Below are 14,893 nucleotides of genomic sequence, written 5' to 3' on the forward strand. Positions count from 1 at the left end.
GTCCGCGTACTTCGCAGCCAATCAACAAAAGTAGAGCTCTACACGTTGATGGCCGCGGAGTACGCGAACTCCGCAGTTCACCGGATGGCGCGCCTGCTCGAGGTGTCGACCTCCGGCTTCTACAAGAACCAAGGACGCAGTGTGACAACCCGATTGGCAGAGCGAGAGCAGCGTAGAGCCGATCTGGAGATCAAGATCCTCGCGATCCACCAGGAGTCGAAAGGCGTGTACGGGGCACCGCGCATCACCGCCGAACTCCACGACCGAGGCGAGGTGATCACCGAGAAAACTGTCGCCAAGATCATGCGATCGCTCGGTGTCGTCGGCATCAGTCCGCGCACGTTCAAGGTCCGCACCACCGTGGTCGATCCGTTCGCCTCGTTCCCTGATGATCTGGTCCAGCGCCGTTTCGATCAGGGTGAACTCGATGCGGTGTGGACTTCGGACATAACGTATCTGACCTGCGGGGAGGGGGATATGTACCTGTGCGCGATCAAGGACGAGCACTCGAAGAAGGTTCTCGGATGGGCCGTGGCCGATCACATGCGCACCGAGCTGGTTGTCGAAGCGTTGGAGATGGCGGTCGCCGAACGTGGCGGCGATGTCGCGGGAACAATCATGCACTCGGACAGGGGATCTCAGTACACTGCTGACATCATGAAGCAGGCGTGTGAACGGTACGGGTTGCGGCGTTCGATGGGTGAAACCGGTCAATGCTGGGACAACGCCGGCGCCGAAAGTCTGTGGTCGACGTTCAAGCACGAGTACTACTACCGGCACACCTTCGTTCATGCCACTGAATTGGTTGCTGCAGTTGACAACTGGATGAACTTCTACAACACTCGCCGTAGGCACTCCACGATCGGGATGCTCAGCCCCACCACGTACGAACAGTCACTGATCGCGCCCATCATGGCCGCGTGACCACTGTCCACTTTTCGGGGGGAACCTCAGGCATCTTCGACAATGCCGAAGTCGGCCCAAGCAAAGGAACAGAGGAGTTTGCGGTGACCAACAACGATAAGCCCATCCAAGACCAGCAGGACGAGCAAGATGATGACGACGTCGTTGTGGAGGAGCCAGTAATCGAGGGTGACGAACCGCAAACCGCGGCCGACTTCGTTCTTGACTCATTGCTCGGCGATGGAGACAGCACGTTGGCTACCGATCCCAACGAGCCCCCGACACCGTCGCTGCGGTGGCCCTGACGACCACAGGGCTACTCGATGCCGACTATTACGAGCGCGGAATCGCGGCTCGTAAACAGTCGCATCGTATTCTCGGCGGTATCATCTCGGCCCTCGACGAGGTCGAAGAGCAAGCAGATCGGTTACTTGCAGAGTTGCTCGAATTCATCGACAGTGACCTGTAAGAGTCGATGAGACTTGCTGGGCAACGATCGGACGACTAAGAAGTGCCTGCGCAATAGTCCACCTTCCAGTGGACTGGAAGCCTGGAAAGGGTCATGGTCTGGGCTGTACAGCTTCTACCAGTGACTTGGCGGCGGTGGTCAGTATCGCGCGGTGGGCGCGAAGCCTGGCCTTCGCCCACGCCACCAACCGCAGGATCGCCGGTGTGGCCATCAGATAGTCGAACAAAGCACCCGAATACCCCGGCACATCATCAGGCTCGAACGGAAACTGATCCATCCCGGCATTTCCGCCAGCGTCCGCGCCACCACAAGATCGAACAACTCTTCCTTCGGCCCGAAATGAACGTAGATCGAGCGCTTGTTGGCACCGGTGGTCTGATAAATCTGGATACGCGCGTCGACTCGTCGGCTGCAGTGGCCTACTTGCGCCAGCGTGTGGCACTGGAGCGTCTCGGTGAGCGCCGCCGGTACCACGACATTGTCGCTGCCAGCAGGAGCGGAACCAGGAAAACGTGAAGCCCACTTCTGAAACTGACAGCGTTACCGTGACTGGGCGCTGCCCGACCCCGCAGGCAAGGGCATCGACGCCGTCCGTCCGATTCGCGACAAAATCAAGATCCTCGTCGAAGACCTCGTCGCCGAACTCAGCGATCGCTCCACCGTCCGCGATCACAGTACGGTGAAGCGATGAAGCTGTGGAAGATCCTCGGGATGGCAGGCGTCGTCGGTATTGCCGCGACAGGCGCCCTCGTCGTGAAGTCGGAACGCAAGCGGCAGGCGTACGCCCCCGACGAGGTCCGCGATCAATTGCACAAGAGGTTTGCCCAGGCAGCTGAAACCCCAGTGCTCAACGCTGCACCCGGGCGAACCCGAGTGCAGCGCCTGAAGGACCGGTTCAGCCGAGCGCGCTGAGGATTCGGCCGGCGAGCTCTTCTACCTCGTTGTCCGTCATCACGAACGACGGCGAGATCTGCATCGCACCCTGCCCTGCTGCGCGCCCGGAGACACCGTGTTTGCGGAGCGTCGCGACGAAGGGCAGCGCCTCGGCCGGATCGACCAACTGCACTGCGGCTACTGCACCGAGTCCGCTGCGAACCTCCTGCACGCGAGGATGTTCGGCGAGTGGCGCCAGATAGGTGTGCAGCGACGTCTCGAGACGGGCGGACTCTTGCAGCAGGTTTTCGCGCTCCATGATGTCCAGTGTTGCCATCGCCGCGGCTGCGGCCCCCGCGTGTCCACCGTAGGTATAGCCGTGCCGCCACCAGACCCCGCCGGAGTAGAACGGCTCGGCGATGTGCGGCGCGACGAACACCGCTCCCATCGGGACGTACCCCGAGGTGAGTCCCTTCGCAGTGGTCATCAGGTCGGGCTGTAGGTCGAAACGAGTCGACGCGAACCACGAGCCGCCGATCCGGCCGAAGCCGGTTACTACCTCGTCCGCGACGAACAGAACGTCGTTGTCACGACAAATTTGGCGTACCTCCTGCAGGTACCCCTTCGGCGGAAGATAGACCCCACCGGCACCGATGATGGGCTCGCAGAAGAAGGCGGCGATCTTGTCGGCACCGACTTCCTCGATGAGCGCCAGCAAGCTCTTCGCATCGTCCCAAGCGACAGTGCGCGCATCCGGCATCAGCTCGCCGTAGTTCTCTCGATTCACCGCAATGCCTGCCAGCGCAGTACCAGCGACATGCATTCCGTGGTAAGCCTTTTCACGTCCCACAATGAGCGTCTTCCCAGGCTTGCCCATCTCGTGCCAGTAACGCCTGGCCAATTTCGCCGCTGTGTCGATCGAGTCGGAACCACCCGAGGTGAAGAACACCTTGCTACCCACAACGGGCGCGATCTTCCCGAGCCGCTCCGCGAGTGCCAGCGTCGTCTCCGGAACGAAATCTCCGAAGTTGGAGTAGTGCGCCAGCGATCCGAGCTGGGCGGCGACGGCGTCGGCGATCTCGGTCCGTCCGTGACCGACGTTCGTGAACCACAACCCGGCAGTTGCATCGAGATACTTGTTGCCGTCCCGGTCCCAGATGTGAGCGCCCTCGCCACGTGAGACGACGAAGGGGCCTGTTCTGGTCACTGCACCCATATCGGCGAAACCATGCCAAAGCGCAGAGGGGGTGGACTCAGGGGAAGTATCGGCCACAGAAGACATGGCTCCCAGCTTAGTCAACGAGCTGCGTCCGATTGTGCCCCGTACCGCCATCGGCTGCCGAGCCTGCCGACTGCGTTCACCGCTAGTGCCATCAGGACGAATGCGACGGTGAGTACGAGCAGACCGATCACCAACGCGACGTATCCCTGGCTGCGCGGATCGAGGAACGGATAGGGATACCAGTCGACGATCGGCCCGCGGACCAGAGTGTAGATCCCATAGACGAAGGGAAAGACGAGCCAGATCAGCGACTGCGCCTCGGTGATCTTCTTGCGCGGCGGCGACACGATCCAGTCGATCAGAATCACCACCGGCATGATTCGATGAACCACATTGTTGGTCCACGGATCAGCGACGCCGACGTCGATCCCGGCAAGCAGTACTGCATAGATGATCCCGGTGATGACCATGTACAACGTCACACCCCCGCGGAACAACTGCCAGCGCTTCCCCTGCGGGTCCGCAAACCCGCCCACGGCAAGCACGAGAACAGTCAGGACGTTGCTGAGCACGGTGAAGTAGCTGAAGTAGTTGGTGAGTGAGAACGAGCTACTGTCCAACCCTTTTGCGACGATCCACGAGAGTGCGGCGAACGTGAGCGCAGCGAACAGAAGCCGGAACGACCTCACGAGCACGTGTGTGCCGAGTGCTGCGGGCGCATGCCGCGAGGTCCTCATAGTTGATCTTGACACGGACAGGCAGCGATTTCACTGCGTTTGGGTCGGGCAGTCCGGCTCTCGCGCCACCGGGCAGATACCCTGGTGGGCAGCATGTCCACATCAACATCCCCGTCTTCGAGTCTCAGACGCACCCTGACCGCCCGACTTTCGTCGGTCTCCGTGCGCGACGCCCACCGCCTCCGGCGCAAGCTCGAACGTGCCCGCACCGACGACGCCCTGGCAGCGATCGAACCCGAGATCGTTCGCGCCGAGCTTCTGACCGCGAATCGGCGGGCCGCGGTTCCGAAGATCGAGTATCCCGAGGCGCTTCCGGTCAGCCGCCGCAAGGACGACATCGCCGCCGCTATCGAGCAACATCAGGTAGTCATCGTCGCCGGCGAGACGGGATCGGGAAAAACGACACAGATTCCCAAGATTTGTCTCGAACTGGGCCGTGGGATTCGAGGATCCATCGGCCATACCCAACCCCGTCGACTCGCTGCCAGAACGGTTGCCGAGCGCATCGCCGAGGAGGTGGGCGAGACCCTCGGACAATCAGTCGGTTACAAGGTCAGATTCACCGATCAATCCTCGGACTCGACGCTGGTCAAGCTGATGACCGATGGAATTCTGTTGGCCGAGATTCAACGGGATCGGATGCTCCGGCAGTACGACACGCTCATCATCGACGAGGCTCACGAACGAAGTCTGAATATCGACTTCATCCTCGGCTACCTCGCTCAGCTACTCCCCCGCCGCCCCGATCTGAAGGTGATCATCACCTCCGCAACGATCGATCCGGAACGATTCGCCCAGCATTTCGCCCGGGACGGTGTCCCAGCCCCCATCATCGAAGTGTCCGGACGCACATTCCCCGTGGAGATGCGCTACCGCCCTCTGACTGTCGACGCAGGCGAGACGACAGTCGACCGAGATCCCGTCGACGCAACATGCGATGCCGTCGACGAGCTCATGGCCGAAGGCGAAGGCGACATTCTCGTCTTCCTCTCCGGTGAACGCGAAATACGCGATACTGCCGATGCATTGCGTGATCGGCAACTGCGCAACACCGAGGTCGTCCCCCTGTATGCGCGCTTGTCCGCCGACGAGCAGCACCGAGTCTTCTCCTCACACACCGGCCGCCGCGTCGTTCTCTCGACGAACGTCGCCGAGACGTCACTGACGGTGCCTGGAATCAGATACGTCGTCGATCCCGGCACCGCACGCATCTCGCGCTACTCGCTGCGCACCAAAGTCCAGCGACTCCCTATCGAGCCGATTTCGCAGGCATCGGCCCGTCAGCGGGCAGGTAGATGTGGCCGTGTGGCCGACGGAATATGCATCCGCTTGTACTCCGAAGACGACTTCGATGCACGGCCCCCGTTCACCGAACCGGAGATCCTCCGTACCAACCTCGCGTCGGTGATCCTGCAGATGACTTCCCTCGGCCTGGGCAAGATCGACGCATTCCCCTTTGTCGAGCCGCCCGATCCGCGCAGCATCCGGGACGGTATCGGTTTGCTCGAAGAGTTGGGGGCCTTGAAGCCGTCCTCGAACACCGGCGAGTCCGAGCTCACGCCGATCGGGCGCGAGCTGGCTCAGCTTCCAGTCGATCCACGCATGGCCCGCATGCTCGTGGAAGCGAACAAGACGGGCGCGCTCGCCGACGCTCTCGTCGTCGTCTCGGCGATGTCCATCCAGGACGTTCGCGAACGTCCGGCCGAACACCAGCAGGCAGCCGATGAGCAGCATGCGAGATTCACGGCTCCGAACTCGGACTTTCTGTCGTACACAGCACTGTGGGAATACCTTCGCGACCAGCGAAACGACTTGTCGTCGAACCAGTTTCGAAGGATGTGCCGAAACGAATTCCTGCACTACCTCCGTGTGCGCGAATGGCAGGATCTGCACGGTCAACTACGTCAGATCACCAGGGGTCTCGGCTGGACTGTGCCCGACGCGCCGAGCTCGCACGATTCGTTGCATCAAGCGCTCCTGGCCGGCCTCCTTTCGCATATCGGAGTCAAAGAAGGTGACAAACGCGAGTTCCTGGGTGCCCGCGGAACCCACTTTGCGATATTCCCCGGCTCCGGGCTGTTCAAGAAGCCTCCGCGCTGGGTGATGGCGGCCGAACTGGTCGAGACCGGACGTCTGTGGGGCCGGATGGCGGCCCGAATCGAACCCGAATGGGCCGAGAGACTCGCCCCGCATCTGGTGAAGCGCACATACTCCGAGCCACATTGGTCCACGAAACGCCAATCGGCCATGGCATACGAGCGCGTCACCCTGTACGGGCTTCCCCTCGTGACCGGCCGACCGGTCGGATACCACAGCATCGATGCAGAAGGCTCCCGCGAGCTGTTCATCAGACATGCACTGGTGCAGGGCGAGTGGACCACGCAGCATCCGTTCTTTCACAAGAACCGCGCACTGCTCGATGACGTCGGCGAGCTCGAGAATCGGGCCCGCCGACGCGACATCGTGGTCGACGACGATGCACTCTTCGAGTTCTACGACTCCAGAATCGGTGCGGAAGCCGTTTCCGCTCGCCACTTCGACACGTGGTGGAAGAAGACGAGGCGCACGACGCCGGATCTCCTCGATTTCACAGCATCGACCGTCGTCAATCCCGACGCTGCATCCGTACTGGGTGGGGAGTATCCCGATGCGTGGCGCCAAGGCGAGGTCCAGTTTCCGCTGACCTATCAGTTCGAGCCCGGTTCCGCCGCTGACGGGGTCAGCGCCCGCATCCCGATCGCCCTGCTCGCGCAGGTTCAACCGGTCGGCTTCGACTGGCTGGTCCCAGGCTTGCGAGCGGAACTCATCAGCACACTGATCAAACTGCTGCCCAAAACTTTACGACGCCACGTGGTACCCGCTCCCGACTTTGCCGCCGCCGCACTGACGGCGATGAAGCCGAGATCAGAACCCGTTCTCACTGCGCTGGCCCGTGAGCTCTCACGGTTGGGTTCATGCCGAATCGATCCGGCAGACTTTCAAGTTTCGGAGCTCCCCGACCATCTCCGGATGACGTTTGTCGCAGTGGATATCAACGGTGACGTACTCGGATCGAACAAGGACCTCACTGCCCTCCGACAAACCCTGTCACCGCGAGTGAACCGCGAAGTCGCCAGTGCCGTCGGCCAAGCCGAGCGGGCAGCAACGCTGGCATGGACGTCCTCGACTCTGGGAACTCTGGAGCAGACCGTCTCGCGTTCTGTAGGCGGGCAACGAGTCACCGGATATCCCGCACTCGTACCGGAAAACGGTGGCGTCGCGGTCCGGGTACTGAGCACACCGGCCCAGCAACGTGCCGCAATGCGCAACGGAACCAGAGCTCTGTTGAGCGAGCGTGCACCACGCGGCACCAAGGCACTCATCGCCGGAATCCCGACGAAAGAAAGAATCGCGCTCGGACAGAATCCGTACGGCAGCATCGAAGCATTACTCGAGGACTGCCGCACGACAGCAATCGACGAGTCGATGAGTGCGCACGGCGGTCCTGTCCGCTCGCCGGAAGAATTCGAAGCTCTGGTCAAGTCGGTGAATGCCGAGGTAACCGAACGCACCTCTCGGGTCCTTGCACTGGTTCGACCGATTCTGACTGCGGCCGTGGAGCTTCGAGCCGCACTCGAACGAGCGGGCGGCGACGCCGCCGACGACGTTCGCGAACAACTAGCCGGTCTGGTTTTCAATGGCTTCGTATTCGAATTCGGCTCTGCGAAGCTCGCTGAAATTCCCCGGTACCTCACGGCCGCTACTCGGCGACTCGGCTCACTACCCAGCAGTGCGAACCGGGACGAAACCGGCATGAATGCACTCGACCGAGTCTACGAGGCATACGACCGACTGCTGAAGTCGCTTCCTGAAGCCAGACAGCAAAGCAAGCCCGTGCAGGAGATCTTCTGGATGATCGAGGAGTTGCGAATCCAACTTTTCGCGCAAGGAGTTCGAACCGCGTACCCGATATCGGAAAAAAGGATCACAAAAGCAATCCAGGCCATTGGCCAACAGTGAGGCCCCGAGCGCACGCGTTCCTCAGGCGACCACGCGTTCTTCAGTCGACAGTGACAGCTGGCTCTCGATGCTCGCGAAGGTCCTGAATTTCTTTCTCGAAGTCCTCTGCCGAACTGAAGGACTTGTACACCGACGCGAACCGCAAATACGCAACCTCGTCGAGATCGCGTAGCGGACCGAGAATGGCCAGTCCAACCTCGTTGCTAGGGATCTCGGCCGATCCGGAAGCCCGAACTGCATCCTCGACCTGCTGGGCCAACAAATTCAGAGCGTCGTTGTCGACATCGCGGCCTTGGCAGGCACGACGAACGCCTCGCACTACTTTCTCGCGACTGAAAGGCTCGGTGACTCCGCTGCGCTTCACTACAGCCAGGACAGCGGTCTCCACCGTGGTGAAGCGGCGTCCGCACTCCGGGCATGAGCGACGACGACGGATCGCCTGACCTTCGTCGGCCTCGCGAGAGTCGACCACGCGGGAGTCGGGGTTCTTGCAGAACGGGCAATGCATGTAAGAGCCTCCGTCGTAGCCGTCACACCATCTCGTATGTAGCGCAAGAGGTGCAGGTACCGAGGATACTCGGAGTGCTATCGGACTCAGTGCCGCGTACCTGGCTCGATCACCGAGGAGTACTTCAGGCATCGCTGCATCACTGGCCCGAGTCGGTGACCGTGATGAGATCCTGCCCCGCAGAACCGACGAGTCCACCTTGCTCCACGACCGTGACACCACCCGCTGAGCCGCCGTCGAAAGATCCGGCACGTAGATTCGCAAGCCCAATCAAGCCCAGAAGAACAATGGCCGTGATCAGCACCCCCGCGACAGTCGCGGTCCACGAAATTGTCTGACGTGGCGTGTCGTCGTCGAAGCTTCGATCGGCGGAGCTCTGATCGATGAGACGGTTGCCGCCGCCCTGTGGCGCGACAGTCTGAAGGTAGCGGCGACGATCGAGTGACGCGCACGACGTGCGCGGGCGAGAAGTACGGACAGACGACGCCGAGCGTGCTGTGCGATCGAGGGTACCGCGACCGTCTGTACCCCGACCTGCTGCTGCGAGACTGGTTAGAGCACCGGGGCGCTCTGTCGTGATGCTCATCGGAACCTCCACTGCGGTGTACAGATCGACCGTGACGATGCTCGCGAAAGTCGCGATATTCACCTTTGTTCGATCAGGCGTTCGATGAACGCTTGTTCGAAGTTCTATCACGCGAGTCGGACAATGTCAGCAGAAGTCGCGACACGGATCGAACAGATGTTTGATCGAACAGGGAATTCGGGCTAGATTCGTGTCAGAAACCACACGTCACATCCACACCACGCGTTCGGGCCGCTCGAGCACACGAAAAGGCCCGGCAGGGGAAGGCGATGCAGGAGGATGCACGAATGAGAGAAGAGACCTCGTCAGGGTCACCGAAGTCCACGGGCAGGACGAGCGGGAAGACGAAGGCTACGGCAGTGAGCGCGAAGACGCGCGGAAAAGCCACCGCGCCGGCTGCCAAGCTCGCCGGAACCGCCAAGGTCGCCACACCCACCAAGGCGCCCTCAGTGCCTACGGCGAAGGCTTTCGAAGGTGAAGGCACCGACATCAATGCGGGCCTGACCGAACGTCAACGCAAGGTTCTCGAGGTCATCAGAGCCTCGGTGACAGAGCGTGGTTACCCGCCGAGTATCCGGGAGATCGGGGATGCGGTCGGGTTGACGTCGACCTCGTCGGTCGCTCATCAACTTCGAACGCTGGAGCGCAAAGGGTTCCTCCGACGTGACCCGAACCGCCCACGCGCAGTGGATGTCCGCGGGCTCGACGAGGTTCAGGCAGACCACGCGGCAGCCGTCGCCGACGGCTCGGCGCCGGCCGAGGATCAACTGCCGACTCCGACGTTCGTGCCGGTACTGGGACGAATCGCCGCCGGCGGTCCGATTCTTGCCGAGCAGGCGGTCGAAGACGTATTCCCCCTCCCCCGCGAACTGGTCGGCCAGGGTTCCCTGTTCCTGCTGAGAGTCGTCGGCGAGTCCATGATCGAAGCCGCAATTTGCGATGGCGACTGGGTGGTGGTCCGACAGCAGAGTGTCGCCGACAACGGCGATATCGTCGCGGCCATGATCGACGGCGAAGCCACGGTGAAAACGTTCAAGCGCACCAAGGGTGAGGTATGGCTGATGCCGCACAACCCCTTGTTCGAGCCGATCCCGGGCAATGACGCAGCCATCCTCGGCAAGGTTGTCACGGTCATGCGCAAGCTCTGATCGGCGAGTTCGTTCAGCGAAGGGCCGCAACCCAACGTCGTGGTTGCGGCCCTTCGCTGTATCGGTCGGCAGATGAATACTAGAGATTCAGTCCTCGCCCGATGATTTCCTTCATGATCTCGGTCGTTCCGCCGTAGATCGTCTGCACCCGAGAGTCCATGTATGCCTTGGCAATCGGGTATTCCCTCATGTATCCGTATCCGCCGTGCAGTTGCAGGCATCGGTCGATGAGACGCACCTGGTTCTCGGTGGTCCACCACTTGGCCATAGCGGCTTCCTGCACTGTCAGCTTACCGTCGTTGAGCAGTTCGATGAATTTGTCGACCATGATTCGTGAGGCCGTCGTCTCGGTTGCCAACTCCGCCAGCACGAATCGTGTGTTCTGGAATTTGCCGATGGACTTACCGAATGCCTTGCGATCACGGCAGTACTGAATTGTCATGTCGAGCGCCGACTCCATGGCGGCTGCTGCGACGACCGCAATGGACAGTCGTTCCTGAGGCAGGTTCTGCATCAGGTAGATGAAACCCATCCCCTCCTCACCGAGAAGGTTCGCGGCGGGCACACGGACGTCGGTGAAGCTCAGTTCAGCCGTGTCCTGCGCCTTCATCCCGATCTTGTCGAGATTGCGTCCACGTTCGAAACCAGGCATATCGCGCTCGACTACGAGCAAGCTGAATCCCTGCGCACCCTTGTCGGGGTCGGTGCAGGCTACGACGATGACGAGGTCGGCATTGATTCCGTTGGTGATGAACGTCTTCGACCCGTTGAGGATCCATTCGTCACCATCACGAACGGCCTTGGTCTTGATCCCCTGCAGATCGCTACCGGTACCGGGCTCGGTCATCGCGATCGCGGTGATCAACTCACCGGAACTGAATCCAGGTAGCCAACGCTGCTTCTGTTCTTCGTTCGTCAGATTGATGAGATATGGCGCAACGACGTCATTGTGCAGCGTGAATCCGATTCCGCTGTAGCCGCCACGGGTGGTTTCTTCGGTGACGATGGCGTTGTAGCGGAAGTCCTTGACACCGCCACCGCCGTACTCCTCTGGCACGTCGGTGCCGAGGAATCCCTGCTTTCCCGCTTCTACCCACACCCAACGATCGACGAGATTCTGCTCTTCCCACTTGGCGTGGTTCGGCGCAACATGCTGGTCGAGGAACTTGCGGTACGACTCGCGAAACATGTCGTGCTCGGAATCGAATATCGTGCGTTCCACTTCGGTCTCCTTCGAGTTGCCAACCGGCTGCACAATTGTTCGCCGCCGGTGAACTGACGTCACTCGAGCCTACGACCGAGCTGGTCGCACGGTCGATGACCGAGCTGCGCGGAATCGGTGACCGAATACGTTTCCGCTATCGATGCTGTGTGCGAGAAAGGGCACGCAGAACGGGATATCCGACCAAGATGCCGACCGATCCCCAGGCGATACCGCCGAGCTCCACCGACCCGACCTTCAGCGTCAGATCGCCGATACCGGCAACGATGGCAGCAGCAACGACAACGAGGTTGACGGGATCGGTGAAATCGACCTTGCTATCCGACCAGATCCGCACACCCAGCAACCCGATCAGTCCGTACAGGACGAGCGTCGCGCCACCGATGACTCCGTCAGGAACCGTGAACACCAGTGCGCCGAACTTGGGCGAGAATGCGAGCACGACTGCCGTCACCGCGGCCACCCAGTACGCCGCGGTCGAATACACGCGCGTCGCCGCCATCACACCGATGTTCTCGGCGTAGGTGGTCGTGCCCGAGCCACCCGCAGCGCCTGCCAGCGTCGTCGCCAAGCCATCTGCGATGAGTGCATCTCCGGCGAGGTCGTCGAGCTGCTTACCGGTCATTGCCGATACTGCTTTGACGTGCCCGACGTTCTCGGCCACGAGAACGATGACGACGGGTAGCGCGATGAGGACGACGGACAATTCGAATGTCGGTCCGCGGAATTCCGGAACACCGATCCATGCCGCAGCCCTCATCGCGTCGAGTTTGACGTCCGAGATCTGCCCTGACACAGCAGCGAAAACCCATCCGATGATGACACCGACAAGAATTCCGAGGCGTCCGAGCAGTCCCGGGCCGGCGACGGTCACCAGCAGGATTGCCGCGAGAGTCACGGCAGCCACGAGCGGCTGCGCCTCGAACGACGACGTCGCTGCGGGAGCAAGGTTGAGTCCGATGAGAAGCACGACCGCACCTGTGACGACCGGGGGCATCACCGCTTCGATGAGCCGTCCGCCCGCGAACTTGACGACCAAGCCGACGAGGGTCAGCACGACGCCCACGGACATGACGGCGCCGAGTTGCGCGGCGGGGCCGCTCGCCTGTGCCGCACTGAGTGGGGCGATGAAAGCGAACGAGGACCCGAGATAGCTGGGGATGCGTCCCCGGGTGATCACGAGGAACAGCGCGGTACCGATGCCCGAGAACAACAGGGTCGTGGTGACGGGAAATCCGGTCACCGTGGGAACGAGCAACGTGGCGCCGAACATGGCGATGACGTGCTGCATACCGATACCCACGGTCCGCGGCCACGACAGGCGCTGGTCTGGCGCCACGACCGCCCCTGCCTCGACGTTCCTGCCGTTTCCGTGCAAGGTCCATCCGAATTGTCTTCTCACGGGTTCGAATCTTATGGCCTGCCGCACTGTCACTCGTTCAGGATCGACGCCGCGGCCTCACGTGCCGCCGTGGCACTGTCGGTCTTCGACGCGGCCGCGGCCGCGCGACGGCACTGCTCCAGCGTGACCGTGGACAATTTTGCCCCTACGTGTGGGACTGCAGCCGACGCAGCGGACAGTGACGTGACACCCAGGCCCACCAGGACGCACGCCAGCAGTGGGTCGGCGGCGGCCTCTCCGCACACTCCCACCGGCTTGCCTGCTGCCGTACCGGCCTTCGCGGTGTGGGCGACCAGCGCAATGACCGCCGGCTGCCACGGATCGGTGAGTGAGGCGAGTTGGGAGGACATCCGATCGGCGGCCATGGTGTACTGCGCCAGATCGTTCGTTCCGATCGACAGAAACTCCACATGCTCGAGAATGTGCTCGGCGAGCAGCGCCGCGGCCGGGACCTCGATCATGACGCCCGGAGTCAAACCCCTTTCGCGGACGTCGGCGGCGAACGCGGCTGCTTCGGCCGCGGTAGCAATCATGGGTGCCATCACCCAAGGACTCGAATTGGAGGCTGCGGCAGCGGCAGCGATCCCGTCGAGCTGACGATGAAGAATTCCTCTGTCCTGCTCGGCGATTCGGATGCCCCGAATACCAAGTGCGGGGTTGGCCTCGTCCGGATGATTGGCAAAACGCAGGGGCTTGTCCGATCCGGCGTCGAGCGTACGAACGACAACCTTGTGCCCGGCGAACGCATCGAGAACTTGACCGTAGATTTCGGCCTGCTCGTCGACGGTCGGTTCCGAGTCTCGATCCAGGAAGCACAGTTCGGTACGAAAGAGTCCGATCCCGCCGGCGGCAGTCTTCCTCGCTGCGCGAGCTCCCGCGCCGTCCTGAACGTTGGCAAGGATGTCGACTCGGTGGCCGTCGGCTGTGACTCCCGGTCCTGACCACTGGGACACCCGATCCAATTCGGCTCGAGCCGAGTCCACCGAAGTTTTTGCGAGAATCGCATCGGGCTCCAGCACGATGTCGCCGGTGATTCCGTTCACCAGAGCGGGAGCACCTTCGACTACGTCGTCGAGCCCCGTGACCGCCACGACGCACGGGATACCGAGCTGACGCGCAATGATCGCGGTGTGACTGGTCGGGCCACCCAGTGATGTGGCCAGTGCGAGAACCAGACGTGCATCGAGTCCCGCCGTGTCGGCGGGCGCCAAGTCGTCGGCAAAGAGGACAGAGGGCGTCTCGGGAGTCGGAACCCCAGGCTCGGGGATCCCCAGCATGTCGGCGATAACCCGGTCGCGGATGTCACGCAGGTCGGTTACGCGCTCGGCCATCAGTCCACCGAGCTTGGTGAACATGGCGATGAACTGCTCTGTCGCGGCGACGGTTGCCGAGGTTGCGAGGGCGCCCTTCCCGATAAGTTTCTCGGCCGCACCGATCCAGCCTCGGTCCTGGGCCATGGCCGCATTTGCCGAGAGCACTTCCGACGCCGCTCCGGTGGCCAGTTCCGCACGGGCAAGCAGTCTCGCTGAAACATTCGCCGCGCTCGACCTGAAACGTTCGAGTTCGGTTCCTCGTCCTGCCTCGTCGACAACAGTCGTGTCGACCGGGACGTCCGGACGTTTTCCCGGGCGGATGACCGGGCCGTACCCGACACCCGGGACTACCGGCGTTCCATGCAGAACCGACGAGCCCGACAACGTCAGGGCGTCTCCTGCGGCCGTGACACCTTCTTGCGTATCGGCTCGAAGCGATCCCGTCATGCGTCCTCCTCGGTTTCTGGAACAAGTGTGGTGCAACTCGTCGAACTGCCTCTTATGTGATCGA

Annotated in this window: 14 protein-coding genes; 6 read left to right on the forward strand and 8 right to left on the reverse strand. The window is 61.9% G+C overall.

The window, feature by feature from the left end; translation table 11 throughout:
- The 3 genes from BJI47_RS03040 to BJI47_RS23995 all read left to right on the forward strand — a co-directional run.
- Positions 1 to 924 (forward strand): IS3 family transposase (locus BJI47_RS03040; protein WP_088942194.1); only part of this gene is annotated, 924 nt, incomplete at its 5' end.
- An 83-nt stretch (positions 925 to 1,007) separates the two neighbouring features.
- On the forward strand, positions 1,008 to 1,208 hold the full coding sequence (locus tag BJI47_RS03045) for a hypothetical protein (RefSeq protein ID WP_125458639.1): 201 nt from the start codon (positions 1,008 to 1,010) through the stop codon (positions 1,206 to 1,208).
- Positions 1,199 to 1,372 (forward strand): hypothetical protein, encoded by a 174-nt coding sequence (locus tag BJI47_RS23995; protein WP_176224650.1) that lies wholly within the window; start codon positions 1,199 to 1,201, stop codon positions 1,370 to 1,372. The genes BJI47_RS03045 and BJI47_RS23995 overlap by 10 nt, the downstream gene beginning before the upstream one ends.
- Before the next feature lie 91 nt (positions 1,373 to 1,463).
- Here the strand turns inward: BJI47_RS23995 and BJI47_RS24000 are convergent, their stop codons facing one another.
- A complete protein-coding gene (locus BJI47_RS24000) occupies positions 1,464 to 1,649 on the reverse strand; it encodes a hypothetical protein (RefSeq protein ID WP_176224651.1) in 186 nt (61 codons plus the stop codon).
- A 410-nt stretch (positions 1,650 to 2,059) separates the two neighbouring features.
- Between BJI47_RS24000 and BJI47_RS03055 the strand changes: the two genes are divergently transcribed.
- Positions 2,060 to 2,284 (forward strand): hypothetical protein, encoded by a 225-nt coding sequence (locus BJI47_RS03055; protein WP_088942346.1) that lies wholly within the window; start codon positions 2,060 to 2,062, stop codon positions 2,282 to 2,284.
- Here BJI47_RS03055 and BJI47_RS03060 read toward each other — a convergent pair.
- Both BJI47_RS03060 and BJI47_RS03065 read right to left on the reverse strand, forming a co-directional pair.
- A complete protein-coding gene (locus tag BJI47_RS03060; protein WP_088942347.1) occupies positions 2,268 to 3,527 on the reverse strand; it encodes an aspartate aminotransferase family protein in 1,260 nt (419 codons plus the stop codon). The genes BJI47_RS03055 and BJI47_RS03060 overlap by 17 nt on opposite strands.
- A gap of 14 nt (positions 3,528 to 3,541) precedes the next feature.
- A complete protein-coding gene (locus tag BJI47_RS03065; protein WP_088942348.1) occupies positions 3,542 to 4,204 on the reverse strand; it encodes a Pr6Pr family membrane protein in 663 nt (220 codons plus the stop codon).
- A 93-nt stretch (positions 4,205 to 4,297) separates the two neighbouring features.
- Here BJI47_RS03065 and hrpA point away from each other — a divergent pair, with 93 nt between their 5' ends.
- Positions 4,298 to 8,203: an ATP-dependent RNA helicase HrpA gene (hrpA, locus tag BJI47_RS03070; RefSeq protein ID WP_088942387.1), complete on the forward strand. Its 3,906-nt coding sequence runs from the start codon at positions 4,298 to 4,300 to the stop codon at positions 8,201 to 8,203.
- A 40-nt stretch (positions 8,204 to 8,243) separates the two neighbouring features.
- Here hrpA and nrdR read toward each other — a convergent pair whose 3' ends face one another.
- Positions 8,244 to 8,711: a transcriptional regulator NrdR gene (gene nrdR, locus BJI47_RS03075; RefSeq protein WP_088942349.1), complete on the reverse strand. Its 468-nt coding sequence runs from the start codon at positions 8,709 to 8,711 to the stop codon at positions 8,244 to 8,246.
- A gap of 139 nt (positions 8,712 to 8,850) precedes the next feature.
- On the reverse strand, positions 8,851 to 9,360 hold the full coding sequence (locus BJI47_RS03080; protein ID WP_088942350.1) for a hypothetical protein: 510 nt from the start codon (positions 9,358 to 9,360) through the stop codon (positions 8,851 to 8,853).
- Between the two features lie 386 nt (positions 9,361 to 9,746).
- On the opposite strand from BJI47_RS03080, the gene lexA reads away from it, so the two are divergent.
- Entirely contained in the window at positions 9,747 to 10,445 is a 699-nt protein-coding gene (gene lexA, locus BJI47_RS03085; RefSeq protein ID WP_088942388.1) for a transcriptional repressor LexA, read from the forward strand.
- Positions 10,446 to 10,524: 79 nt separating this feature from the next.
- Here lexA and BJI47_RS03090 read toward each other — a convergent pair whose 3' ends face one another.
- From BJI47_RS03090 to ptsP, 3 genes are all read right to left on the reverse strand, one after another.
- Entirely contained in the window at positions 10,525 to 11,667 is a 1,143-nt protein-coding gene (locus BJI47_RS03090; RefSeq protein WP_088942389.1) for an acyl-CoA dehydrogenase family protein, read from the reverse strand.
- A 136-nt stretch (positions 11,668 to 11,803) separates the two neighbouring features.
- The gene (locus BJI47_RS03095) at positions 11,804 to 13,069 is read right to left on the reverse strand and encodes a uracil-xanthine permease family protein (RefSeq protein WP_088942351.1); all 1,266 of its coding nucleotides are present in this window, start codon (positions 13,067 to 13,069) and stop codon (positions 11,804 to 11,806) included.
- 29 nt (positions 13,070 to 13,098) lie between these two features.
- On the reverse strand, positions 13,099 to 14,829 hold the full coding sequence (ptsP, locus tag BJI47_RS03100) for a phosphoenolpyruvate--protein phosphotransferase (RefSeq protein WP_088942352.1): 1,731 nt from the start codon (positions 14,827 to 14,829) through the stop codon (positions 13,099 to 13,101).
- Positions 14,830 to 14,893 lie beyond the last annotated feature (64 nt).

Source organism: Rhodococcus sp. 1168 (assembly GCF_002091955.1).
Lineage (GTDB): Bacteria > Actinomycetota > Actinomycetes > Mycobacteriales > Mycobacteriaceae > Rhodococcoides.

Excerpts from the sequence above, each read along its gene's own strand:
- BJI47_RS24000 (WP_176224651.1), bottom strand. The coding sequence starts at position 1,649 with ATGGATCAGTTTCCGTTCGAGCCTGATGATGTGCCGGGGTATTCGGGT.
- BJI47_RS03055 (WP_088942346.1), top strand. The coding sequence starts at position 2,060 with ATGAAGCTGTGGAAGATCCTCGGGATGGCAGGCGTCGTCGGTATTGCC.
- BJI47_RS03060 (WP_088942347.1), bottom strand. The coding sequence starts at position 3,527 with ATGTCTTCTGTGGCCGATACTTCCCCTGAGTCCACCCCCTCTGCGCTT.
- BJI47_RS03065 (WP_088942348.1), bottom strand. The coding sequence starts at position 4,204 with ATGAGGACCTCGCGGCATGCGCCCGCAGCACTCGGCACACACGTGCTC.
- hrpA (WP_088942387.1), top strand. The coding sequence starts at position 4,298 with ATGTCCACATCAACATCCCCGTCTTCGAGTCTCAGACGCACCCTGACC.
- nrdR (WP_088942349.1), bottom strand. The coding sequence starts at position 8,711 with ATGCATTGCCCGTTCTGCAAGAACCCCGACTCCCGCGTGGTCGACTCT.
- ptsP (WP_088942352.1), bottom strand. The coding sequence starts at position 14,829 with ATGACGGGATCGCTTCGAGCCGATACGCAAGAAGGTGTCACGGCCGCA.